General features: G+C 66.1%; 19 protein-coding genes. 6 read left to right on the top strand and 13 right to left on the bottom strand.

The window, feature by feature from the left end:
• Positions 1-59 precede the first annotated feature (59 nt).
• The 4 genes from AC4EEO_RS01190 to AC4EEO_RS01175 form a co-directional block, all read right to left on the bottom strand.
• A complete protein-coding gene (locus AC4EEO_RS01190) occupies positions 60-887 on the bottom strand; it encodes an MBL fold metallo-hydrolase (protein ID WP_491339689.1) in 828 nt (275 codons plus the stop codon).
• A 170-nt stretch (positions 888-1,057) separates the two neighbouring features.
• Entirely contained in the window at positions 1,058-1,933 is an 876-nt protein-coding gene (locus AC4EEO_RS01185) for a Rieske (2Fe-2S) protein (protein WP_491339688.1), read from the bottom strand.
• Between the two features lie 113 nt (positions 1,934-2,046).
• Complete coding sequence (locus tag AC4EEO_RS01180; RefSeq protein WP_018760878.1) at positions 2,047-2,346, bottom strand: putative quinol monooxygenase; 300 nt, start codon at positions 2,344-2,346, stop codon at positions 2,047-2,049.
• Positions 2,347-2,455: 109 nt separating this feature from the next.
• Entirely contained in the window at positions 2,456-3,925 is a 1,470-nt protein-coding gene (locus AC4EEO_RS01175; protein ID WP_491339687.1) for a cation:dicarboxylate symporter family transporter, read from the bottom strand.
• A gap of 238 nt (positions 3,926-4,163) precedes the next feature.
• On the opposite strand from AC4EEO_RS01175, the gene AC4EEO_RS01170 reads away from it, so the two are divergent.
• The gene (locus AC4EEO_RS01170; RefSeq protein WP_491339686.1) at positions 4,164-5,192 is read left to right on the top strand and encodes a hypothetical protein; all 1,029 of its coding nucleotides are present in this window, start codon (positions 4,164-4,166) and stop codon (positions 5,190-5,192) included.
• Positions 5,193-5,204: 12 nt separating this feature from the next.
• Here the strand turns inward: AC4EEO_RS01170 and AC4EEO_RS01165 are convergent, their stop codons facing one another.
• On the bottom strand, positions 5,205-6,233 hold the full coding sequence (locus AC4EEO_RS01165; protein ID WP_491339685.1) for an Lrp/AsnC family transcriptional regulator: 1,029 nt from the start codon (positions 6,231-6,233) through the stop codon (positions 5,205-5,207).
• A gap of 130 nt (positions 6,234-6,363) precedes the next feature.
• On the opposite strand from AC4EEO_RS01165, the gene AC4EEO_RS01160 reads away from it, so the two are divergent.
• Both AC4EEO_RS01160 and AC4EEO_RS01155 read left to right on the top strand, forming a co-directional pair.
• Positions 6,364-7,590, top strand: a complete 1,227-nt coding sequence (locus AC4EEO_RS01160) for a M20 metallopeptidase family protein (protein WP_491339684.1) — start codon at positions 6,364-6,366, stop codon at positions 7,588-7,590.
• 92 nt (positions 7,591-7,682) lie between these two features.
• Positions 7,683-8,933 (top strand): MFS transporter, encoded by a 1,251-nt coding sequence (locus AC4EEO_RS01155; RefSeq protein WP_491339683.1) that lies wholly within the window; start codon positions 7,683-7,685, stop codon positions 8,931-8,933.
• Positions 8,934-9,001: 68 nt separating this feature from the next.
• Here AC4EEO_RS01155 and AC4EEO_RS01150 read toward each other — a convergent pair whose 3' ends face one another.
• The 8 genes from AC4EEO_RS01150 to AC4EEO_RS01115 all read right to left on the bottom strand — a co-directional run bounded on the left by AC4EEO_RS01150 (position 9,002) and on the right by AC4EEO_RS01115 (position 18,390).
• Entirely contained in the window at positions 9,002-10,369 is a 1,368-nt protein-coding gene (locus tag AC4EEO_RS01150) for a NosD domain-containing protein (RefSeq protein ID WP_491339682.1), read from the bottom strand.
• Between the two features lie 20 nt (positions 10,370-10,389).
• On the bottom strand, positions 10,390-11,334 hold the full coding sequence (locus tag AC4EEO_RS01145; RefSeq protein WP_491339681.1) for a carbohydrate kinase family protein: 945 nt from the start codon (positions 11,332-11,334) through the stop codon (positions 10,390-10,392).
• 13 nt (positions 11,335-11,347) lie between these two features.
• Complete coding sequence (locus tag AC4EEO_RS01140; protein WP_491339680.1) at positions 11,348-12,928, bottom strand: glycoside hydrolase family 32 protein; 1,581 nt, start codon at positions 12,926-12,928, stop codon at positions 11,348-11,350.
• Between the two features lie 38 nt (positions 12,929-12,966).
• Complete coding sequence (locus AC4EEO_RS01135; RefSeq protein ID WP_018760869.1) at positions 12,967-14,010, bottom strand: LacI family DNA-binding transcriptional regulator; 1,044 nt, start codon at positions 14,008-14,010, stop codon at positions 12,967-12,969.
• A 69-nt stretch (positions 14,011-14,079) separates the two neighbouring features.
• Positions 14,080-15,030 (bottom strand): carbohydrate ABC transporter permease, encoded by a 951-nt coding sequence (locus tag AC4EEO_RS01130; protein ID WP_109045612.1) that lies wholly within the window; start codon positions 15,028-15,030, stop codon positions 14,080-14,082.
• On the bottom strand, positions 15,030-15,917 hold the full coding sequence (locus AC4EEO_RS01125) for a carbohydrate ABC transporter permease (protein WP_109045611.1): 888 nt from the start codon (positions 15,915-15,917) through the stop codon (positions 15,030-15,032). The genes AC4EEO_RS01130 and AC4EEO_RS01125 overlap by 1 nt, the downstream gene beginning before the upstream one ends.
• 66 nt (positions 15,918-15,983) lie before the next feature.
• Positions 15,984-17,264, bottom strand: coding sequence for an ABC transporter substrate-binding protein (locus AC4EEO_RS01120; protein ID WP_491330705.1), 1,281 nt, complete (start codon positions 17,262-17,264; stop codon positions 15,984-15,986).
• Positions 17,265-17,529: 265 nt separating this feature from the next.
• Positions 17,530-18,390 carry a hypothetical protein gene (locus tag AC4EEO_RS01115; RefSeq protein ID WP_491339679.1) on the bottom strand — a complete coding sequence of 287 codons (861 nt, stop codon included), beginning with the start codon at positions 18,388-18,390 and terminating at the stop codon, positions 17,530-17,532.
• 191 nt (positions 18,391-18,581) lie between these two features.
• Here AC4EEO_RS01115 and AC4EEO_RS01110 point away from each other — a divergent pair, with 191 nt between their 5' ends.
• The 3 genes from AC4EEO_RS01110 to gcl all read left to right on the top strand — a co-directional run bounded on the left by AC4EEO_RS01110 (position 18,582) and on the right by gcl (position 22,260).
• Positions 18,582-19,382, top strand: coding sequence for a hydroxypyruvate isomerase family protein (locus tag AC4EEO_RS01110; RefSeq protein WP_491339678.1), 801 nt, complete (start codon positions 18,582-18,584; stop codon positions 19,380-19,382).
• Positions 19,383-19,432: 50 nt separating this feature from the next.
• Complete coding sequence (locus tag AC4EEO_RS01105) at positions 19,433-20,311, top strand: 2-hydroxy-3-oxopropionate reductase (protein WP_491339677.1); 879 nt, start codon at positions 19,433-19,435, stop codon at positions 20,309-20,311.
• A 158-nt stretch (positions 20,312-20,469) separates the two neighbouring features.
• On the top strand, positions 20,470-22,260 hold the full coding sequence (gcl, locus tag AC4EEO_RS01100) for a glyoxylate carboligase (protein WP_491339676.1): 1,791 nt from the start codon (positions 20,470-20,472) through the stop codon (positions 22,258-22,260).
• Position 22,261 lies beyond the last annotated feature (1 nt).

Below are 22,261 nucleotides of genomic sequence, written 5' to 3'. Positions count from 1 at the left end.
GCCTGACCAGCCCCGGAGGAACCGCGGCCGCAAAGCGGCGACGCTTCGATCGCCGCACATTAGACAGCCCCGGGTGCTCCCGCGGCGCGCCGCCGAAATGCGGTCCGCTGCCTTGGCTCCTTCGCGGCCAGTGCACGCAACCGGGGAGCGATCCCGAAAGTCAGCGGCTGCCCGTGCCCGGGCGCCAGCAGGCGGGGCCCCAGTCCGGCAAGCCGCGTGACCGAGGCCTTGGCCACGTCCATGTTCCACGTGGTGTACCAGGGCGGCCCGGACAGGTCGGGCAATCCCAGCAGAATCCCGCCGAGGGAGTTCAGGTTCACCGTGACGATTGCGTCGCCGGTGATGAGGACGCCGTCGCCTGCGCGCCAGTAGGCAACGTGCCCGGCGGTATGGCCCGGCGTGGGCACCGCCACCCATCCGGACATGCCCGGCGCCTCGCCGCTGCGGGGAAGGGGCCGCACGAGGTCCGAAATGTCACCCGCGGCCTCAATCCTGCGACGCGCACGGGCCGGCAGCGACCACATCAGCGGGGCTGTAATCCACCGGTCCAGCGGCATGGACCGCGCGGGGACATATCTTCCGGCAGCCATGGGCAACTCGGCCTGGTGGGCGTACACCGGCACCTCCCACGCGCGGGCCAACGCGCCCGCGGCGCCGGAATGGTCCGGGTGGATGTGGGTCAGGAAGATCGCGTCAGGTTTCGCCCCCGGCCCGAGGACGCGCTCAACGGCGATGCGTGCTGGTTCCGCGCCGCTTCCCCAACCGCAGTCCACCAGCACCCAGGCCGGCCCGGTCCGGACAAGGTAGAAGTTCGAAGCCAGTGGCCCGCTGCCGGAGGTCAGGAGCAGGAGGCCGGAAGCGATCTCCCGGGGTTCAGAAACACGCATCGTCCAGTCGCACCCCCGCGTGGCGTATCACCGAACGCAGCTCCATGTTGACGCTGCGGCGTTGACTCATGGTTCCACTCCGCCGGCACCCGCCATGGGCCAATTCTTTCGTCGTTCCGTACCGCGCAGTAGGGCCGAACGGCCTTCGCGCGCAGGCCGGGGCTCCCCGCTCAGTCAGCCCCGGGCAGGCACACCTCCACGAGGCCGCCATTGGTGCGCGTTTCGAAGACCGGCTGGCGGGCGGTGGCAGGCCCGGCCTTGACCTCGCCGGTCCGCAGCGAAAAGGTACTCCGGTGCCAAGGGCAGACGACGCACGGGTCCCCGCCGTCGTCCTTGACCTTGCCTTCATGAAGCGGTCCGGAAAGGTGGCTGCAAACGTCGGACAGGACGTTGACGGTGTCACCCTCGCGGTGGACCAGCAGCGGGATCCCGGCCGCGTCGCGCTTGTGGAGGCCGCCTTCGGGCAGGTCAACCAACGGAGCCAAGGGATGCCAGCCGGACGGGAACCGGTGCGGGATTTCCTCGCTGTGGTTCACCCCGGCGGCTTGCCGGTACGTGAGGTGGCCGCCCAGGAAGCCGCCGGCGCTCACCGTGGCCAGCCCCAGGTACGCCAGCACCTTGCCGCTTCCTTGGCTGCCCCTTGCCCTCTGCACCATCGAGGCAAGGTAAAGCCCGGTGGCCGTGACGTTGGCCGCTGCGTGCACCAGCCCCACCCGTTGCTGCTGCGGGTGCAGCTGCGACCAGTCGGTGAACCCGGCCAGGGCGGACGGAACCACGCTGGCCGCGCCGACTCCAATCAGGAGCCTGGCGGCCTTCTCGCCTCCCGGAACTGCATCAAGCACGCCGGCCGAAAGCCAAGCGCCAATAGGCACCTGGACGGCGAGGGGATGGACCGGGTGGCCGACAGGGACGCCGTGCAGGACATCGCGGGCCCAACGGGCCGGGATGACCTTCTTTACGGCTTTCCGGACACTCTTGGCCAGGGGATCAAGCCAGTCGGCGTCCTCGAGGCGGGTGACAAGTTCAAGTGCGGGCAGCGGTTTCATGTGTCCTCCTTACCCCGATTACCGTAGTCCACTCAGGCTGGAACGGTACCCGGATCCCGGAACAAAATTCCCGCTCCGGAATCCGGGCGTTTCAACGAGTGGCGCGCACCGGCCTACTCCAGCGGCGAGCCCAACACCGTGAACCGGTGGCCGGCCATTTCCCCGGACAGCAACGGCATGGCCTCAGCGATGGCTGCGCGCGTGCTGTCCAACTGCAGTGATGCCTGGTGCGCCTCGGCGGATTCCCAGAGTTCGGAGACGAAAACCGTGTCCGGAACCTCGTCATTCACCCCCACCTCGTACAGCAGGCAGCCGGCCTCCCTCATCCCGGGCTTGGGCCGGAGCAGGATGGCCACCAGGGCATCGCGCTGGCCGGGCTTGGTTCCGAGCATTCCCACATTGGCAAAAGTCATAGGGACAGTGTGCAACACGGGCCGGACAACAGTCTCAGGGGGACGGACCGCCGGGCGGGGGCAACATGGTGGGCGCGGAAGGCAGGACAGGCGGCCGGGAGGCGCGTACCTACCGGACTGCCGCCGACGCAGCGCTTGCCGGCTGTGCAGTCACTGCGCCCGGGTGCGTGAACTCGGCGCCGGGTCCCGCTGCCTCCCCCTGCGGCACCGCGGCAACGTCCGGCTGTCCCTCGGCTGCCATCGTCGTGCCTCCACCGACGGATTCCGTCGCAGCGTCCCGGCCGGCGAACGCCCGGAGCATGGCCTCGCGATCGAACTGTCCTTCCCATTTGGCCACCACAAACGTAGCCACGCAGTTGCCCAGCAGGTTCACCACAACACGCATGGAATCCATGAGTCGGTCGGCGCCGAGGAGGAGCGCGACGCCGGCTACCGGGAAGATGCCCAGCGCACCAGCGGTTGCGGACAAGGCAAGGAAGGCAGATCCGGGAACTCCGGCCATGCCCTTGGACGTCAGCATCAGGATGCCCAGGGCCGCGAGCTGCTGGCCCAGGTCAAGGTTGTAGCCAAAGGCCTGGGCCAGGAAGAGCAGGGAGATGGAGAGGTAGATGGCTGCTCCGTCCAGGTTGAACGAGTAGCCGGTGGGAACCACCAGGCCCGTAGTGGCGCGGGAGCAGCCCGCGTTGGTCAGTTTGGTCATGATCCGCGGCAGGACGGACTCGGTGGATGCCGTGCCCAGGGCCAGCAGGAATTCCTCCCGGGTGTACTTGAGGAACTGCCACAACGGCACCCTGGGGTAGGCCCATGCCACCACGAAGAGGAGCCCGATGAACACTGCTGCGGCGCCGTAGCAGGCGGCGATCAGCACCGCGTAGGTCCCGAGGGAATCGAGGCCGTACTGGCCGATGATGAAGGCCATGGCGCCAAACGCTCCCACCGGCGCGGCACGCATCACCCAGCCCATGATCTTGAAGAACAGTTCCAGCACGGTTTCCATCAGGGTGATCACCGGCAGGCAGCGTTCACGGCCGACGACGACGATCGCCGCGCCGAAGAAGACGGAGAAACAGAGGACCTGGAGGAGGTTGTTGCCGGCAAAGGCGCCAACGACGCTGGTGGGGATGATGCCGAGCAGGAAAGCGCCGGCATCCTTGGGCGGGGCGGTGGAGGTTTTGGCGTTGAGTGCGTCCTGGGACAGCGTGCCGGGATCGATGTTGAGGCCGGCGCCCGGCTGCACCAGGTTGGCGACGACGAGCCCGAAGACCAAGGCGAACAGCGTGGCGCCGGTGAAGTACGCCAAGGCTTTGACACCCACCCGGCCCACGGCCTTGACGTCGCTGACCGCAGCGATGCCGGTGACGATCACCAGGAAGATCAGCGGCGCAATGATCATCTTGATCAGCTGGATGAAGCCGTCGCCGAGCGGGCGGAGTCCTGCGCCGAGGTCCGGCCAGAAGTGGCCGATGAGGATGCCCGCCACCACCGCCACGAGGATCTGGATGAAAAGGGACCTGTACAACGGCTTCCTGAGTGCATCCTGGGCCGGCGGCAGCGGCGTGGTGGAGGCGGTGATCTTCATGCTGTGTGCCTGTTCGTTGGGAAGGACGCCATACGGGAGCGGCGCCTGCTTCGGATGGCGGCGCCAGAACGCCGCAGGGTCATCCCAAACGTAGGTAACCCATGTTTCCGGAAAGATAAATCCGTAATGCGGAAATATTAAAGTATTTATTCCACACGCTGTATTATTGCTGCGGCTATAGTCCAACCAGCCAAGGCCGCACCGGCGGACCAGCAACGTCGGCGAACAAAGGGACCCCATGGAAGACCCCGCGCAGGACACGACCCGCCCGCCGCAGGACACCGGAACATCCGTCACGGACCCAGCCTCCCGGCGCCGCGGCCGGACCGACCGCACGCCCGCAGGCCGGACTCCGGCCGCGGAAACCGGCATCGCCGTCCTGCTCGGCATCGCTGCCGCACTCGTGGGACTCGCTCCGTGGCTGGCTACGGGAGCCCGGCTCCCGCTGCAGAATCTGTGGGCCAGCGACGCCCTTCCGGCGGACATGCCCCTCACGTTCCTGCCGCTGAGCCAATACCGGGGTACAACCATTGTGGCGCTCTTGACCGTTGGCGCCGCGGCCGCGGGCTTGGCCCTCCGCGTGTGGAAACCGGGCCGCCGCGGCCTCACTACGGCCGGCGCCCTGTCCGGCGTGCTGCTGGTCCATACAAGTGCCACCATCCAGTCATTCAGCGCACTCAACAGTGGATTGGCGCCCGGATCCAGCTCAGCCCTGTACTTCGCCGGCCTGCTGGGCGGCACCATCGCAGCCATAGCTGCCGGCGTCTTGGCGCTGCTGATGCTCGCCGCAAGATCCCGCGCCGTGGCCGCGCTGGGCGTCGGCTTCATGGCCGTGCCCTTCGCCTCCTGGCTGGCCGCCGCCACCACCTTCATGGCGGGCGCGGACGCCGTCCCCGCCCCGATCAGCATGGCGTGGCGCTGGCTTCCGGCGGTCCTGGTTGGCGTGGCCTTGGCGTGGTGTGGATTCAGGCCGCTCGTCCGGCTCCTGGTGTGGGCAGCCGACGCAGCCCTGCTCTGGCTTGTTCCAGCGCTCTTCACCAGCGTGAACTACGTCCTCGGGACCCGCGTCTACCTTGGCGACTTCCAGGAGATGGCCATGCTGTCGCGCCAGATCCTGGCGGCTACCCTCGGGCCGGCGGGCGGAGCCGGGCCCAGTATCCTCGTGGCCCTGGGCATCGGGACCGCCGGAGCAGTGCTCCTCAGCATCCGGGACAGGAAGAACGTGCGGCAGGCAAACAGCGAGGCCGGCGACGGCCGCACGGCGTAGCGCACCGCGCCCTCACTCTGCAGCGCCCAGGCTCGCTTCATGCACCACGGCACCGGTCGCCGTCGTATCTTCCCGCAGCATCCAACCAACCCGCTTGACCGTCCGCAGCATCACCGCGCTTTCGACGATCTCGATGCCGGGCACCTTCTGCTGCAGCGCCAGCTCGGCCGACATGATGTCGGCGAGCGAGTGCAGCCACATGATGATCACGAAGTTGGTCGGTCCCGTGGTTGAGGCACTCAGCCTGACGTTGCTGATGGTCCGGATTTCCGCCGCCGCCGCATCGTGGCCGCCGGCCGGTACGTTGACAAACCATTGGCACGTCACCGGGAACGACGAATAGCGCTGGGCGATTTCGCAGCGGAAGGACAGGATGCCGCTGGCCAGCACCCGGTTCAGCTGGCGCTGCGTCGTGGCCGGGTGGCGGCCCAGCGCGCGGGCAATGTCCGCGGCGGTGGCGCGGCCGTCCCTGGCCAGGAACGGCAGGAGGTCGAGGTGGCTCTCCGGCAGCCGGCCCGCGGCCGGACCCGGTTCGGACCCGGGCTGGGTACCGAGCGCCCGGAGTGCAGCCAGCTGAGACCGGCTCAGGACGTTCAGCCTCCAGTCGTCCCCGCTGCTGTGCAGCCGCGTGCAAAGGGCCACCTGGTACTTGGTCAGGCCCTCGATGGCCTTGAGCCTGGAGATGATCTTGGCGCTGAATTCCTCCAGCGAGCGGGTGATGACGGTCAGCATCAGGTCCCGGTTGCTGGCCGCCTCTTCCACGGTGACGATCTCCGGGACGGCTGCCAGCTGGGCTGTGACGCTTTCGCGCCGGGTCATCTCGCAGTCCACCGCAACGTAGGCCAGGAGCATCTGCTTCGGATCCCCGGCAAGGTGGGCAGTAACCCACGATGCGCCGCTCGACGTCAGCCGCTCCCAGCGCGCGGCCAACGTGGTGGGGTGTACGCCGAGGACCTTGGCAGCATCCGCCCAGCCCAGCCGCGGGGAGGCCTGCAGGACCTGGATCAGGGCAAGATCGTCTTCGCTCAGCTCTTCCGACACAGCTCTTCCTTTGCGTGAATCCTGTTCCAAAGCGCGGCTTCGAGCATAATTCCAGCGGTTTCGCTGAGTGTGAACCACGCCACTCCAGAATAGTCCACAAGCCCGAATGCCAATTGCCAAGGAGTGCCACGTGCCCACGACCGCCGACGCCACGGACCTGCAGGAAGCGCTCATCCGCCTGCGCCACGACCTTCACCGCCAACCGGAAATCGGGCTCCAACTCCCCCGCACCCAGGAGAAGGTGCTCCAGGCATTGGACGGACTCCCCCTTGAGATCACGCTGGGCAAGGACACGACGTCGGTCACCGCAGTCCTGCGCGGCGGGCACCCCGGAGGGGAGTCCGTTGGCCCCCGCCCCGCAGTCCTGCTGCGCGCCGACATGGACGGACTGCCGGTGCAGGAGAAGACCGGCGTCGACTTTGCGTCGCAGGCGGACGGGGCCATGCACGCCTGCGGCCACGACCTGCACACTTCCATGCTCGTGGGAGCCGCAACGCTCCTGGCCGACAAGAAGCACCTGCTCGGCGGCGACGTCGTCCTCATGTTCCAGCCGGGCGAGGAAGGGTTCGACGGCGCAAGCTACATGATCCGCGAAGGCGTCCTGGACGCCGCCGGAACCCGCGTCCAGGCAGCCTACGGAATGCACGTGTTCTCCGCACTGGAGCCGCATGGCACCTTTTGCACCAAGCCCGGCGTCATGCTCAGCGCCTCGGACGGGCTGGAAGTCACGGTCCTCGGAGCCGGCGGCCACGGTTCTGCGCCGCATTCGGCCAAGGACCCGGTCACCGTTGCCGCCGAGATGGTGACCGCCCTGCAGGTGATGGTCACCCGGCAGTTCAACATGTTCGATCCCGTGGTCCTGTCAGTGGGCGTGCTGCATGCCGGCACCAAACGGAACGTCATCCCCGAATCGGCCCGCATCGAGGCCACCATCCGGACCTTTTCCGACGCGTCACGCCACAAGATGATGGACGCGGTCCCGCGCCTGCTGAAGGGGATCGCGGCAGCGCACGGGGTGGAGGTGGCCGTCGACTACCTGCAGGAATACCCCCTCACCATCACCAGCGAGGACGAAACACGCACGGCCGAGAAGGTGATCACCGAACTGTTCGGCGAGCGCCGGCTCTCACGCTGGGCAACCCCGCTCAGCGGCTCCGAGGACTTCTCCAGGGTGCTGGCCGAGGTGCCCGGCACCTTCGTGGGCCTCAGCGCCGTGGCCCCCGGCGGCAATCCGGCCACCTCACCGTTCAACCACTCACCGTACGCAACGTTCGACGACGGCGTGCTGGCTGACGGGGCCGCGCTGTACGCGGAACTCGCCATGTCGCGGCTGGGTGCCCTCGCCCCGGCCTCCTAGGCTCCGACACCAGCGCAACCTGCCTCCCCCAAACCCAACCGACCAGGAAGAACACCATGTCCGTCGCATTAAGCAAGCCCCAGACTGGACGCATGTCCACCGCGAAAACCATCGTTGGCACCGGCATCGGAAACGCCGTTGAGTGGTACGACTGGGCAATCTATGCCACGTTCACCCCCTTCATCGCCAGCCAGCTCTTCAGCAAGGAAGACCCGGCATCGGCCGTGTTGTCCACCCTGGCGATCTTCGCCGTCGGCTTCGTGGCCCGGCCGTTCGGCGGGTTCCTGTTCGGCTGGATCGGCGACCGGGTGGGCCGGAAGACTTCCATGACGCTCGCCGTGGGCCTTGCCTCGCTGGGCAGCCTGATGATCGGTGTTGCGCCAACCTTCGCCAGCGTCGGCGCGTTCGCGTCACTCATGCTCCTGGTGGCACGGCTGGTCCAGGGCTTGGCCCACGGCGGGGAGTTGCCGTCGTCGCAAACGTACCTGTCCGAAATGGCACCCAAGGAGCACCGCGGATTCTGGGCCACGCTGATCTACACGTCCGGAACCGTGGGAATCCTGTTCGGCACCCTCCTGGGGGCTGTCCTGAACATGGCGCTGACCACGGAGGCGATGAACGCCTGGGGCTGGCGGATCCCGTTCCTGATCGGCGCGGCCCTGGGCCTGTACGCATTGATCATGCGGTCACGGCTGCATGAAACCGAAGCGTTTGAGGGGGCAGCCACGGCCAAGCGGGCTGCGATCTGGCCGCAGATTGTCCGCTACCGCAAGCAGGCGCTGCAGGTGGTCGGCCTGACCGTTGGCCTTACGGTGATCTACTACATCTGGGGTGTGGTGGCGCCAAGCTACGCCACCACGGCGCTGAAGATCGACCGCGGCGAGGCACTCTGGGCAGGCGTGGCCGCCAACATCGTCTTCATCGCGGCGCTGCCGGTCTGGGGCAAGCTCTCAGACCGGATCGGCCGCAAGAAAGTCCTCTGGGCCGGCGCCATCGGCTCGGCCGTGCTGCACTTCCCCATGACCTGGCTGTTGAAGGACTCCGCCTGGCAGCTGGCGGTGAGCATGTCGGTGATGTTGATTTTCGTGGCGGCGAGCGCAGCAATCGTCCCGGCGGTCTACGCCGAGCTGTTCCCGACGTCGATCCGCACCGTGGGGGTGGGCGTCCCCTACTCCATCTGCGTGGCGGTCTTCGGCGGCACCGCCCCCTACCTGCAGCAGTGGCTGGGGTCCTCGCTGGGCGCACCGCAGGTGTTCAACGTCTATGCGGTGCTCCTGCTGGTGATCAGTGCGGCCTTCGTGTTCACCATCCCCGAAACCAAGGGCAAGGACCTGACGCACTAGAATCCCGGCGGAAGGTCCCCGGTGGCCGGTACCGGCACCGGGGACCTTGTGCTGCACCGGTCGTTTCCCTACTGGCCCGCCGGCCCCGTAACAGCCCGGACACCTACTGACGGGGTTGCCCTGACAGCGTTGGCTGCCCTGTCGGCGGCCACCTGGGCTTCGGTTCCGGAGTCAAGGATCGTATTGCGGGTGGATCCGGCATCGACCTGTACGGCCGTGACGGCGAGCCCGTCGGCAGCGTCCGTGGCCAGGAGGGCGTCCACCTGCGCCTCAAAGCAGGAGTCGCTCGAGGTGGCATTGACGTCGAGGGCAACCACATGGTTGTTGGAGACGAAGTTGGCTGACCCTTCCACCAGCCGAATGATCACCGGGGTGGCGCCCTCCGGCCGGATGGTCTGCGAATCGATGACTTCGGAGAAATGGTTGCCGATAATCGAATTGTTGTTGCCACTGACGGACAGCAGCCCGTGGAGGTCATCCAGCCCGTTGCCGATCCCCAGGAAAGGCGTCCAGGGCTCGTGGTCGCGCAGGAAATGGTTGGTGGCCACAAGGTTCTCGGAACTGCCTTCCGCAAGGACCACCATCCCGGGGTAGAAGGAATGCAGCCGGTTGTTGCTCACGCTCGACCGCGTGACCGCCCTGAGCTCGACGCTGCTCGCACCCCGGGGAAAGACGTTGTTGGCAGTGACCAACAGTCCGCCGTGGTTCTCGGCATAGATTGAATAGCCCTTGAAGCCGGCTCCCACCAGGTTGTCCGTGATCTTCGATGCCTGTCCCCAGCCGCGCAGTTCGATGCAGCTTCCGCATTCAGCGATGAAGTTGTCGTGGATGGACAGTGCGTCCGCTTTGTGGATGGTCAGTGCGTTCTCGAGATAGACGAACCCCATGCCGTTGATGCGGAATGAATCGTTGGCGCTCGCCACGTAGATGCCGGTTTTGCCGTTGACGTAGGTGTTCTCCGGGTGAAGGCCCGAACCGTCCTGAACGAAGTGCAGGCCGTCGATGCAGAAATTGGAGAACTCCACGGAGCTGATCCGCGGGCTGCCGTCCCGCTTTATGAGGAAGGCGGCCCCCGCTGCGTCCCCTGCCTCATCACCGGAAACGAGGTCCACGAGGATCCGGCTGCCTCCCGGCCACAGTTCGTGCAGGTCGGGCCATTCGTCTTCGGGAACATTGAATCGGATGCTCGATGACGTGAAGCCGTGTCCCGAACCTTGGATCTTGAGGAAGCTGACGTCGATCACCACTTGGGTACGGAGCCGGTAGTCTCCGGGCGGCAGGTAGATCACCGCGCCCGGCTTTCCGCCGTGGTCCACATCGGTGGCGGTCTGCCGTTCCTTAACGTCCGCGATGATGCTGTTGATGACTTCCCCGACGTCCTGGGCCGGGTTTCCGATGGGCCACGCCGTCACGTCGTAGTAGTTGCTGCTGGACATAGCTTCTTTCCTTGGTGTTCTCACTGGTTCGCCGGCTGGTGTTGAGGCGCGTCTGACTGCAGTTCATCCAATGTTGGCGGTTGGGCACCGGGGCGGCCAACCGTGATGGCGGCGGCCTTTGACGCCATCCGTCCCAGCGCTTCGAGGACTGACGGCGCCAGTCCGTCTGCGCCGCGCATCAGGAGCCCGTAGATCAGGGCGGACATATAGGAGTCGCCGGCCCCGATGGTGTCAGCCACCGCGGCGGTGACCGGGGGGACCAGCACTTGGGCGTCCCGTGTTGCCAGCATGGAGCCGTCCGATCCCTTGGTGATGGCGACAAGCCCGGCGCCCAAGGCCAGGAGATGGCGTGACACTTCCTCCAGTGGCCACCGCGGATAGAGCCAGTGGGCGTCCTCGTCGCTGAGCTTGACCACGTCGGTGAACGGGATGAGTTCCTCGAAGGTGGTCTTCGCCTGGACGTGGCTGCCGAGCAGCGCGGGGCGGATGTTGGGGTCGTAGGTCACAACGCAGCGCCGGTGTGATTGCTCAAGGAGGTCCCGGACTGCTGCCGCCCCCGGCGCCAGGAAGGAGGCGATGGAACCGGTGTGCAGGATTTTGGGCAGCGTGGCAGGCGCCGTTCGTGGCAGGTCCCAGTGGATGTCGAAGTTATACCGGGCTGATCCATCCGCAGCCAGGACGGCGGTGGCGGTAGCGCTCGTGCCCGGCCGCCTGGAACCGGGCAGGAGGCGTACGCCGGCGCTTCGAAGGTGTTCTTCGATGGCCGTTGCATGGCGGTCCACGCCGATCGAGGTGAGGAGTGCGGTATCGACGCCCAGGCGGCCGAGTCCGTAGGCGACGTTTGCCGGTGATCCGCCCGGATGTTCAGCCGTGCCGTGGGCTGAGGCGACAATGTCCACCAAGGCTTCACCGACCACGATCACGTCCGGACCGGAACCACCGGGGAGGTGCGGGGCTGTTGACATTCTGGACCCTTCCTTAGGTAAGTGATGAAACCGCGAGGTGCAGCACGGTTGCCTGGCCCCCGTCGGCCGAGAGCCAGGTCTGCAGGTGCCCGGCGCCAGGGAAGACGAGGTCGGTCATCACCACCTTGCCCCCCTGTGCAAAGACCTCCACGGAGCAGTGGTCGACGACGATCTGCAGCTTGAGGACACCGTCTTCCAGGACCAGCGGGGCTGATTCGACCGAGGCGAACTTGGCATGGAAGCCGGTGTCGCCTGAGTGCCGGCGGTCAAGGCTGAGCCGGGCGCTGGCTGTGTCGTAGCTCAGGACGGCGCCCGTTGTCCGGTCGCTGCTGCCGAAGATCCGGACCTCGATCCGGTCAGCACCGCCAGGAGCAAGCTCGGCCTCGATGATCTGGGCGGCGCCGGGGATTGCGTCCGGCAGCCGCAGGCCTGCGGCGTTCAGCTCACGCAATCCCGCGTCCGTCAGTTCTGTGGCACGCGGGAGCCTTCCCTCCTGGCCTCGCCCTGCCAGGACTGGTTGCTGGACCAGGCGGGCGGAGCCGTTGAACGTGGCGAGCCGCAATTCGCGGGCCAGGGTCATGGACGACCGCCAGGGTGCGGTGGGCAGTTCGTTGGCGTAATCCCAGTTGTTCATCCAGCCGATGACGATGCTGCGGCCGTCCGGGGCGTTGCTGAAGGAGACAGAGGCGTAGCAGTCGCGTCCCCAGTCAAGCCAGAGGCATTCCCGCAGCGCCGCCGCAGCCTCCAAAGGGTCCGGGACGGTACGCAGCCCGGCCGGAGCCACGAGGGAACCTGCGTCCGGAACGAACCGGGCGCCGTCGAACTGGCCCACGAAGTACTGGCCGCCGGACCCCCCTGCCACTGCGCCGGGGTTGACGTTGACGATCAGGACCCATTTGGTGTTGCCCGGATCCCCGTCTACTGCGAGGGGAAAGAGATCGGGGCACTCCCAGTCACCGGCGTCGGCGTTGGCCGGGCCGAAATCGCTCAGGAAATCCCACGACTTGAGGTCGTCCGAACGGTAGAAGACCACTTGCTGGTGATGCGCTTCGACGGCGACCATGACCCAGTACGAGCCCTGGTCCCCTTGGTAGCGGAACACCTTGGGATCCCTGAAGTTCGCCGAATTCCTGGTGAGGACAGGGTTTCCGTCGTATTTCTGCCACGTCATGCCGCCGTCGGTGCTGTACGCAAGGGACTGGGCCTGCGTGCCGTTCAGTTCTGAGGCGGCTTTGAAGGCACTGGTGTAGATGGCCACGAGTGCGGGTTGCTCGGCAGAGCCAAAGCCGGCCGTGTTGCCGTCGTCCACCACGACGCTGCCGGAGAAAATATCCTCCTCGTCGTCGCAGGCGATGGCAACCGGGTGTTCAGTCCAGTGCAGCAGGTCGGTAGAGGTGGCGTGGCCCCAGGACATGTTGCCCCAGACGTTGCCGAACGGATTGTTCTGGAAGAAGAGGTGGTACTTGCCGTCGTGGAACACCAGGCCGTTGGGATCGTTCAGCCAAGTGTCCCTCGCCGTGAAATGGATGGCTGGACGGAACCTGGCGGTTCCGGCCGGTGTTTCCGGGCGTGCGGCATCAAGGAAGGTGGACATGTTGGTGCGGTCCTCCGGGAAGTGGAAGGGCTGGCTGCTCAGTGGCGTGGGGCCGCGATGGAATCGCGGCGTACCAGCGGGCAGCCCAGGATGGTCGGATGCAGTGCCATGAGGGAAAGGTCCGTCTTCCCCTCGACGGCGTCAATCAGGTGTTCGGTTGCCCAGGCGCCCATCTCGTAATGGGGCAGTGCGACGGTGCTGAGGCCCGGGTGCAGGTTCGCGGCGATGAGTTCCTGGTCATCAAAGCCCACCACGGAGAGGTCGGACGGGATGGAAAGTCCCAGCTCCGCGGCGGCCCGGTAGGCGCCCATCGCCATGCGGTCGTTGTAGCAGAAGAGCCCGGTGGGGCGGTCGTCGCGGGCCAGGATGCGCAGGGCCGCTTCGTAACCGCCCTGGACCTCCGAGGCCGCCGCCTCCACGGGCGCCGTGCCGCCATCGAGCCCTGCCTCATCCAGTGCGGCCCGGAAGGCGTGGAGCCGTTGCCGTGTCGCCGGGACATCGTCGGTGTTGTTGAGGAAGCCCACGCGCGTGTGGCCGGCCTCGAGGAGCGCACCCACAGCCGCGCGTGCGCCACCTTCTTCGTCCGGAATCACGGCTGTGATGTTGCCGTCCGTGGCCACCGAGTCAACCAGGATGGAGGGCACGCTGCCCAGGTTCGCCGGCAGTTTCACGGTGCGGTGGTACATGGTGGCGTAGAGGATCCCGTCCACCCGGCGCTCCAGGAGGGCCTCAACATCCGCCTGCCTCGATTCGAGGCTGGCGGAACCGGAGGTGTTGATGATCATGAGGTTGTACCCCCGGGCCTTCGCGGCCTCATCGGCACCCAGGATGATCCGGCCGGCGTGGGGCGTGGTGGCGATATCCTCGCTCACCAGCCCCAGCATCCCGGTCCGCTGGGTCCGGAGGGCCTGCGCAAGCCGGTTGGGGCCATAACCCAGCTGCTCGGCGGCGGACCGGACCTTGTCCCTGGTTTCGGGGCTGATCCGGGCATAGGAAACCTCGTTGAGGACGTGGGAAACAGTCGTCACGGACACGCCGGCGGCTACGGCCACGTCCTTGATCCCGATGTTCCTGTTACTCATCTGCGTCCCACGTCCTTATGGTTGGTGATGCCCCTGGGGGTTACCAGTAGGCTACTCGTTGCTGGTGGTCTAACCCTTGACGGCGCCGAGCGTCATGCCCGCCACGATCTTGCGCTGCAGCAGCAGGGTCAAAAGGATGACCGGGATGGAGTAGACGGCGGCCAAAGCCGTCATGGAACCCCAGTCCAGGCCAAATTGGGTCTGGAAGTTCGCGATGACCACGGGCGTTGTCTGGGAGCGGATGGCCGTCATCAACAGGGCGAAAAGGAACTCGTTCCAGGACGCCAGGAAGGCGAAGATCGCGGTGACGGCGACACCGCCGGACACCACGGGGATCACTACCCGCCACAACGCGCCCAGCCTGCTGCAGCCATCCACCGTGGCAGCTTCTTCCAGGTCTTTGGGCACCGCCTCGAAGAAGCTGGACATGAGCCAGATCGAGAGCGGCAGCGAGATGGTGGTGTGCGCGATGGACAGGGCGATGGGGGTATCGGCAAGGCCCATTGACGCCATCATGGACGCCAGAGGGATGCCGATGGCCACCGGGGGCACCATCCGGGTCACCAGCGCGGCCATGATGAAGATCCGGCCGCTAAGGGTCTTGTACCGGGTGATGCCATAGGCCGCCGGTACCGCCAGCACAAGGGAAAGCAGCGTGCTGATCACCGCGGTCTGGATGCTGTTGATGAACGAGGCCGGGACTCCGTTCCGGCCCAGGGCATTGGCGTAGTTCTCCAGGGTCCACTCCCTGGGGAGGATCGTGGGTGGAACCGCAATGGTGTCGATGGGGGTCTTGAACGACGTGAACAGCAGATACAGGAAGGGGAAGCCGTACAGCACCATGGCCGCCGCGAGCAGGATCCAGAGCAGGGTGCGGGTCCCTCGCCTGCCGGCTTCCAGTCCTTCCCGGTTGACGCCGCGCCGTTTGCGGGGCTGGACGGTGCCGGTCTGCGCCGAAGGTGCCGGCGCCGCCTTGTGCCGCGTTCCGCCGTCGTACGTGATTCGTTCTGCGGTGCTCATCAGGTGTCCTTTCCGGGCCGCCAGATGGTGGCCACCGCGAAGAATGCGACGGCGAGCATCGCCAGCAGGTAGATGGTGCCCATGGCACTGGCCAGGCCCGGATCGCCAAAGCGGATCATGGTGCGGTAGATCAACAGGCTCATGGTCTCCGAGGCCGACTGCGGGCCGCCGTTGGTCTGGATGAGGATGGTGTCGAAGGCCCGGGCAGCGTCAATGCCCCGGACCACGAGAGCCACGGCGATGACCGGCCGGAGGAGGGGAAGAATGATCCGGAACAGGAGCGCGGGGGCGCGGGCACCGTCCAGCCGGGCCGCCTCGATGAGGTCCCCGGGAATGTTTTGCAGTCCGGCGAAGAGCACCAGGCACATGAACGACGTGGTGAGCCAGATGTCCGGGATCGCCACCGAAAAGAGCACGATGTTTGGGTCCGACAGCCAGCCGATCTGGTTGGGGTCGGAGAGGATGCCCGCTTGGTGCAGGAGGGTGCCAATGAGCCCGAAGTTGTCGATCATCAGGAACTTCCACAGCAGGCCGGCCACGATCGGGGCGATCATGAGCGGATACATGAATACGGTCCGCCAAATCTGGGAGCTCCTGCCCAGCATGGTGAAGAGCAGTGCCATGCCTAGGCCAAGTGCGAATTCGAGCGTGACCACAACCAGTGTGTAGGCCAGCGTCCGCCATCCGGCGCCGGTAAAGGCCTCGGAGGCGAAGGCCCGGACGTAGTTGTCCAGGCCCACAAATTCGCGGGGGCCGCCGGCGATCGGGGAGATCTTGAAAAAGCTGTCCGCGACAAGGCGGAACAGCGGGAAGGCAACAAAAACTGCCAGGAACAGCGCCGCTGGTGTCATCAGGAACAATGCGAAGCGGCGATCGGAGATACGCACGGTTTTCTCTTCCGCTGGTTGGGGCCGCGGCCGGCGCCGGTAGTTCAGGCGCCGGCCGCGGGGGTCTTACTTAAGGAGATCCTCGATCTGCTTCTTGGCATCGGCGAGGAGGGTTGCGGAGTCACCACCGGCAACAGCCTTCTGAAGCATGGGAACCAGAACGGTGTCCACGATCTGCTGCCACTTCTCGGTAGCAGGTCGCGTGGCAGTGGCCTTGCCGTTGAGGGTTTCAATCAGTGGCTTGAAGCTCTCGTAGCCGGGCATGTCCTGGTACTTCTCGAAGGCAGAGATGCGCGCGGCCAGGCCCAGGTTGGATTCGATGCCTTTGTCGTTGTAGTCGTAGGCGCACTTCACGAATTTCTTGGCGGCGTCCGCGTTTTTGGTGGCCTTCGGGACGGTCAGGTACCAGGGTCCGGGGACGCCGCCGATGCCGGCCGAGCCGGCGATCATCGGGGCAGCGCCAACCTTGCCTGCAACCGGGGAGTCCTTGGGGATCTGGCGGTAGGCGTGGGCCCAGAACCGGGTCATGGCGGTCTTGCCCTGGTTGAACAGGTTTTGCGCGGCAGCCCAGTCCACCTGGGCGGCCCCGGACGGGGCGTCCTTGACCAGGCTGGTGTAGAAGTCCAGGGCTTCCTTGTGGGCGGCGTTGTCGATGACCACCTTGTTGTTAGCGTCCAGCACCATGGGCGAGCCGGCCTGCAGCACGTGGGCGAGCCACTCGGTTTCCACGCCGCCCTTCACGTCCGTACCGAACATGCCGTCCTTGGTGAAGAACGCGGAAATGTCCTGGTACTGCTTCCAGGTGGTGGGGGCCGCCAGGTCGTAACCGTACTTCGCTTTGAAATCGGCCTTGTTCTTGGCATCTTCGAAAAGATCCTTGCGGTAAAGGATGATCTCGGCGTTCGTCCAGGCGGGCATGCCGATGAAGTGGCCGTCAACGTTGGCTTCCTTCACCAACGCCGGGAAGATATCCTTCTTGGCTTCATCGGTAAAGAGTTCGTCGATGGGCTGGACCGCGTCCTTGAAGCTGGGGAGCCAGACTGAGTCCAGGGCGGCGACGTCGAAGGAGACGTTGCCGGAGGAAAATTCGCTGGAGAGCCGGTTGAACATACCGTCATAGGGCAGTTCGACGAAGTTGACGTCGACGCCGGCTTCCTTCTTGCACTGTTCGGCGACGCCGGTCAGCTCTGCGTGGCCGCCGGCTTCGACCAGGACGTTGACCGTGTTGGTGCCGGCACTTCCCGACGTGGCGGCCGGGCCCCCTGCGCCGCACCCGGAGGCGACCAGGGCGACAGCGGTGCAGATGCCGCCGATGGCGAGCCTGTTGATGAATTTACGAGTGGACATCGCTGTCGACTCACTTTCTCTCGAACGGAATGGTGAGAATGAGCTTGGGGTGAAAAATCGTTTTGCCAAAACGACTTGGCAACACTGTAGGACCCCATTCCGTGGAGTGTCAAGTGTCACACCAGCTGGAAATTCGGCCATTGACGCAGCTCGGGATCCGGACCTGGTGTGGTTCTCACTGCCGAGAAGAATCGTTTTGGCGTGCGTTGGCAGGTCGGCTGCAGCGCACGTCAACTACCAAAGACGCGCCCACATGGAAGCTCCGTCAGGCAGCGACCGGCAACACGAGGAGGTACCCGGCCGGCAGTCCGCTGCTCCAGCGCCGCGGCTCGCGAATCACGAACTGCGTCGCCAGCTGCTCGGGACTGAGCAGGCTGTTGGGCGCCGGCGATGGCCCCCACTGCGTGCCGCCGTAGGGATAGAGGGGATCAAGGACGTGGATGCCCGTGACGGAGAAGTCGGCGAACTGCCGGGGGTCGCCCAGCGACTCAAAGCCGCTCATCACCCAAGCGTGGCGGCCACTCCACATGACCAGCCCCACCGGCCTTCCCGTCTCGGCCATGGCGCGCGCGGCAGTGCGGAGCGCCTCGCCATAGTCCGGGATGCTGACCACCCGATACGGACCCATTCCCGATTCGGTCAGCACTTGCGCCCAGCCATAGGGGTTGGCGCCATTGAACGAGTCGGACGAGCGGGCGCGGGCCATCTCCCACAAATCGCTTTGCTGCGCCCTGTCAGCCCAGCCGCTTCCCCCGGTGTCGTCGATGAGGTTATGGGCCATCTGGATGCTCGCGGCAACACACCAGTCGAAGGTGTACTGGGGAACGAAGTCACCCTCCCGGTACAGGTTCAGGGCGAAGGGCTGCGGAGCCGGTGCGGGCGGAGCCGGGGTCGGCTCGGCAGCCGGTGAAGAACCAGGCGTCGATGCCGTCGCGGGCGCAGGCGGCGGAGTCAGGGCGTCGCCGGCCTCCGCCACCGCCAGGCCGGCAGACGCCGTTCCGGATGGTGCAGCCGTTGACACAGGCTCCGTAGCCGCCTCCGGAAGGCCCGTCGTCGGCGTGCAGGCCGTAAGGAATCCGGCCAGGGCGACCACCCAAGCCAAAACGCGCAGGCGGGCACCGGCCATGATCGATTGACTCCATCCCTGAGGAGCGGGCTTACCTCCCTCCAGTGTCCTGCCCATGGCGCCCCTTGACTACCCCACCCCAGGATCCCTACACTTTTCATAAAGCAGAATCTAAATTCCACAAAGCGGAAACGGTGAAGACCGGGAAGCAAGGGAAGATAGATCAAAGCCCCTCCTCGGAAGGACCTACGATGACGTACACAGTGAACTGCTCCATCCTCCTTACGGAGCTGCCCCTGCTCGAGCGCCCGGCGGCCGCCAAGGCAGCCGGCTTCGACGCCGTCGAATTCTGGTGGCCCTTCGAAACCTCCGTCCCGGCCGACAGCGAGATCACGAAGTTCGAGAACGCCATCACGGATGCCGGCGTCCAGCTCACCGGCCTGAACTTCAACGCCGGCAACATGCCCGCCGGTGACCGCGGCCTGGTTTCCTGGAAGGGACGCTGCTCCGAGTTCAAGGACAACATCGACGTCGTCACAGGCATCGGCGAACGCCTGGGCTGCAAGGCCTTCAACGCCCTCTATGGCAACCGGCAGGACGAATTCACCCCTGAGGAGCAGGACGAGCTCGCCGTCAAGAACCTGGCGGCGGCAGCCCAAGGGGTCGCCCGCATCGGCGGCACCGTCCTCCTAGAACCGGTCAGCGGCGCACCCAAATACCCGCTCCTCACCGCCAACGACGCACTCAACGTCATCTCCCGCGTCAAGGAAGAGACCGGCACCGGGAACATCAAGCTCCTCGCCGACTTCTACCACCTGGCCGTCAACGGCGACGACGTCGAATCCGTCATCGAAAAGCACGCCAAGGACTTCGGCCACATCCAAATCGCTGACAACCCCGGCCGTGGCGCCCCGGGCACCGGCACCCTCCCCTTGGGGGAATGGATCGCCCGCAGCCGCGAACTCGGATACCAGGGGTACATCGGCCTCGAGTACAAGGAACCACAGGAAACCGCCTTCAGCTGGGCCATCCGCGAACACGTCGCCCGGTAACCACCGCCGCACACACGCAAGACCCCCAAGACTTCAGAAAGAGAACCATCATGAGCAACGTCGCAGTCATCGGACTCGGAATCATGGGCCTGCCCATGGCCATCAACCTGGTCAAGGCCGGCCACTCCGTCACCGGTTTCAACCGCAGCCAGGACAAGATTGACAAACTGGTCTCCGAGGGCGGCACGGGCGCCTCGAGCATCGCGGACGCCGTCAAGGATGCCGACGTCGTCATCACCATGGTGCCGGACTCCCCCGACGTTGAAGGTGTGGTCAGCGGCAAGGACGGCGTCTTCGCCAACGCCAAGCAGGGCGCCCTGTGGATCGACGCCTCCAGCATCCGTCCCGACGTCGCCGTCCGCCTCGCCGCAGACGCCAAGGAAGCCGGCATCCGCCCCCTCGACGCCCCGGTCTCCGGCGGCGAACAGGGCGCCATCGACGCCGTCCTCTCCATCATGGTGGGCGGCGACAAGGCAGACTTCGACGACGCCCAGGACGTCCTGAACGCCGTCGGCAAGACCATCGTGCACGTGGGACCCTCCGGCTCCGGCCAGACCGTCAAAGCTGCAAACCAGCTGATCGTCGCGGTCAACATCGAGGTCCTCGGCGAAGCCATCGCCTTCCTCGAGGCCTACGGCGTGGACACCGACGCCGCCCTCAAGGTCCTCGGCGGCGGCCTGGCCGGCTCAAAAGTCCTGGAGCAGAAGGGCCACAAGATGCTGGACCGCAACTTCGACCCCGGCTTCCGCCTGGCCCTGCACCACAAGGACCTGGGCATCGTCACCTCCGCCGCCCGCGAAGCCAACGTGGCCATCCCGCTCGGCGCCATCGCCGCCCAGCTCGTCGCCGCCACCGTCAACCAGGGCGACGGCGCACTGGACCACTCCGGACTCTTCAAGCAGGTCCTCCAGCTCAGCGGCCGGAAGTAGCCACTCCCCGCGCAGCCGGGACAAAAAGCGCGGAAACAAGCACTTAAGCGGGGAGCCCGCCGTCGTGGATTACGACGGCGGTCCCCCCATCACACCCAAAAACAGGTTTCGACAGGCTCAACCACCGGGCCCGACCACAAGCTTTCAAGGAGCACCCCATGAGCAAGATGCGTACCGTTGATGCAGCGGTAGCCATCCTGGAAAAGGAAGGCGCCATCGAGGCGTTCGGCCTGCCAGGCGCTGCCATCAACCCCTTCTACTCGGCCATGCGCGCCCACGGCGGCATCCGCCACACCCTTGCCCGCCACGTCGAAGGCGCCAGCCACATGGCCGACGGCTTCAGCCGCGCCAAGGACGGGAACATCGGCATCTGCATCGGCACCTCCGGCCCCGCCGGCACCGACATGGTCACCGGCCTCTACGCCGCCTGGGCCGACTCCATCCCCATGCTCTGCATCACCGGCCAGGCACCCGTGGCCAAGCTGCACAAGGAAGACTTCCAGGCCGTGGACATCGAGTCCATCGCCAAGCCCGTCACCAAGATGGCCATGACCATCCTGGAGCCCGGCCAGGTTCCGGGCGCCTTTCAGAAGGCCTTCCAGCTGATGCGCTCCGGCCGCCCCGGCCCGGTTCTCCTGGACTTGCCCATCGACGTGCAAATGGCCGAGATCGAGTTCGACATCGATACCTACGAGCCGCTGCCTGTCGAGAAGCCGAAGGCCTCCCGCAAGCAGCTGGAAAAGGCCCTGGACATGCTCCTCGCCGCCAAGCACCCGCTGATCGTGGCCGGCGGCGGCATCATCAACGCCGGCGCCTCCGCGCAGCTGGTGGAGCTGGCGGAAACCCTGAATGTGCCGGTCATCCCCACCCTGATGGGCTGGGGCACCATTCCGGATGACCACCAGCTGATGGCCGGCATGGTGGGCCTGCAGACCAGCCACCGCTACGGCAACGAGAACTACCTGCAGAGCGACTTCGTGATCGGCATCGGCAACCGCTGGGCCAACCGCCACACCGGCGGCCTGGAAACCTACACCGCCGGCCGCACGTTCGTGCACATCGACATCGAACCCACCCAGATCGGCCGCGTATTCTCCCCTGACCTGGGCATCGCGTCCGACGCCGGTGCGGCGCTGGCCGGGCTGGTAGAGCTCGCCAAGGAGCGCAAGGCCGCCGCGTCCCTGCCGGACTACAGCGCCTGGGTTGCCGAATGCCAGGACCGCAAGGCCTCCCTGCACCGCAAGACGCACTTCGAGAACATCCCCATCAAGCCGCAGCGCGTGTACGAGGAGATGAACAAGTCTTTCGGCCGCGACACCGTCTACGTATCCACCATCGGGCTTTCGCAGATCGCCGGCGCGCAGATGCTGCACGTGTTCGGCCCGCGCAAGTGGATCAACGCCGGCCAGGCAGGGCCCCTGGGCTGGACCGCCCCGGCAGCCCTCGGCGTCGCCCGTTCCAACCCGGAGCAGACCGTGGTGGCCCTGTCCGGCGACTACGACTTCCAGTTCATGATCGAGGAACTGGCCGTGGGCGCGCAGTTCAACCTCCCATACATCCACGTGGTGGTGAACAACTCCTACCTGGGCCTGATCCGGCAGTCGCAGCGCGGCTTCAACATGGAGCAGAACGTCTCCCTGGCGTTCGAGAACATCAACAGCGCGCACCTTTCCGAGGACACCCGCGGCTACGGCGTGGACCACCTCAAGGTGGCCGAAGGCCTGGGCTGCAAGGCCGTCCGCGTGGAGGATCCCAGCGACCTCGCCGCCGCCTTCGACAAGGCCAAGGCTTTGATGGGCGAGTTCCAGGTTCCCGTGGTGGTGGAAGTGATCCTCGAGAAGGTCACCAACATCTCCATGGGCATGGAAATCAACGCCGTGAACGAGTTCGAGGAACTGGCAGAGTCCGCCGCTGACGCGCCCACCGCCATCCTGGCACTGCAGGCGTAAC

It is taken from the genome of Pseudarthrobacter sp. MOO13 (assembly GCF_058267655.1).
This window is presented reverse-complemented; position numbering and strand designations above follow the sequence as displayed.

Coding starts and splice junctions, on each gene's coding strand:
- AC4EEO_RS01150 (WP_491339682.1), bottom strand. CDS start 10,369: ATGTCCAGCAGCAACTACTACGACGTGACGGCGTGGCCCATCGGAAAC.
- AC4EEO_RS01185 (WP_491339688.1), bottom strand. CDS start 1,933: ATGAAACCGCTGCCCGCACTTGAACTTGTCACCCGCCTCGAGGACGCC.
- gcl (WP_491339676.1), top strand. CDS start 20,470: ATGAGCAAGATGCGTACCGTTGATGCAGCGGTAGCCATCCTGGAAAAG.
- AC4EEO_RS01145 (WP_491339681.1), bottom strand. CDS start 11,334: ATGTCAACAGCCCCGCACCTCCCCGGTGGTTCCGGTCCGGACGTGATC.
- AC4EEO_RS01135 (WP_018760869.1), bottom strand. CDS start 14,010: ATGAGTAACAGGAACATCGGGATCAAGGACGTGGCCGTAGCCGCCGGC.
- AC4EEO_RS01140 (WP_491339680.1), bottom strand. CDS start 12,928: ATGTCCACCTTCCTTGATGCCGCACGCCCGGAAACACCGGCCGGAACC.
- AC4EEO_RS01110 (WP_491339678.1), top strand. CDS start 18,582: ATGACGTACACAGTGAACTGCTCCATCCTCCTTACGGAGCTGCCCCTG.
- AC4EEO_RS01180 (WP_018760878.1), bottom strand. CDS start 2,346: ATGACTTTTGCCAATGTGGGAATGCTCGGAACCAAGCCCGGCCAGCGC.
- AC4EEO_RS01175 (WP_491339687.1), bottom strand. CDS start 3,925: ATGAAGATCACCGCCTCCACCACGCCGCTGCCGCCGGCCCAGGATGCA.
- AC4EEO_RS01170 (WP_491339686.1), top strand. CDS start 4,164: ATGGAAGACCCCGCGCAGGACACGACCCGCCCGCCGCAGGACACCGGA.
- AC4EEO_RS01130 (WP_109045612.1), bottom strand. CDS start 15,030: ATGAGCACCGCAGAACGAATCACGTACGACGGCGGAACGCGGCACAAG.
- AC4EEO_RS01105 (WP_491339677.1), top strand. CDS start 19,433: ATGAGCAACGTCGCAGTCATCGGACTCGGAATCATGGGCCTGCCCATG.
- AC4EEO_RS01120 (WP_491330705.1), bottom strand. CDS start 17,264: ATGTCCACTCGTAAATTCATCAACAGGCTCGCCATCGGCGGCATCTGC.
- AC4EEO_RS01115 (WP_491339679.1), bottom strand. CDS start 18,390: ATGGCCGGTGCCCGCCTGCGCGTTTTGGCTTGGGTGGTCGCCCTGGCC.
- AC4EEO_RS01155 (WP_491339683.1), top strand. CDS start 7,683: ATGTCCACCGCGAAAACCATCGTTGGCACCGGCATCGGAAACGCCGTT.
- AC4EEO_RS01190 (WP_491339689.1), bottom strand. CDS start 887: ATGCGTGTTTCTGAACCCCGGGAGATCGCTTCCGGCCTCCTGCTCCTG.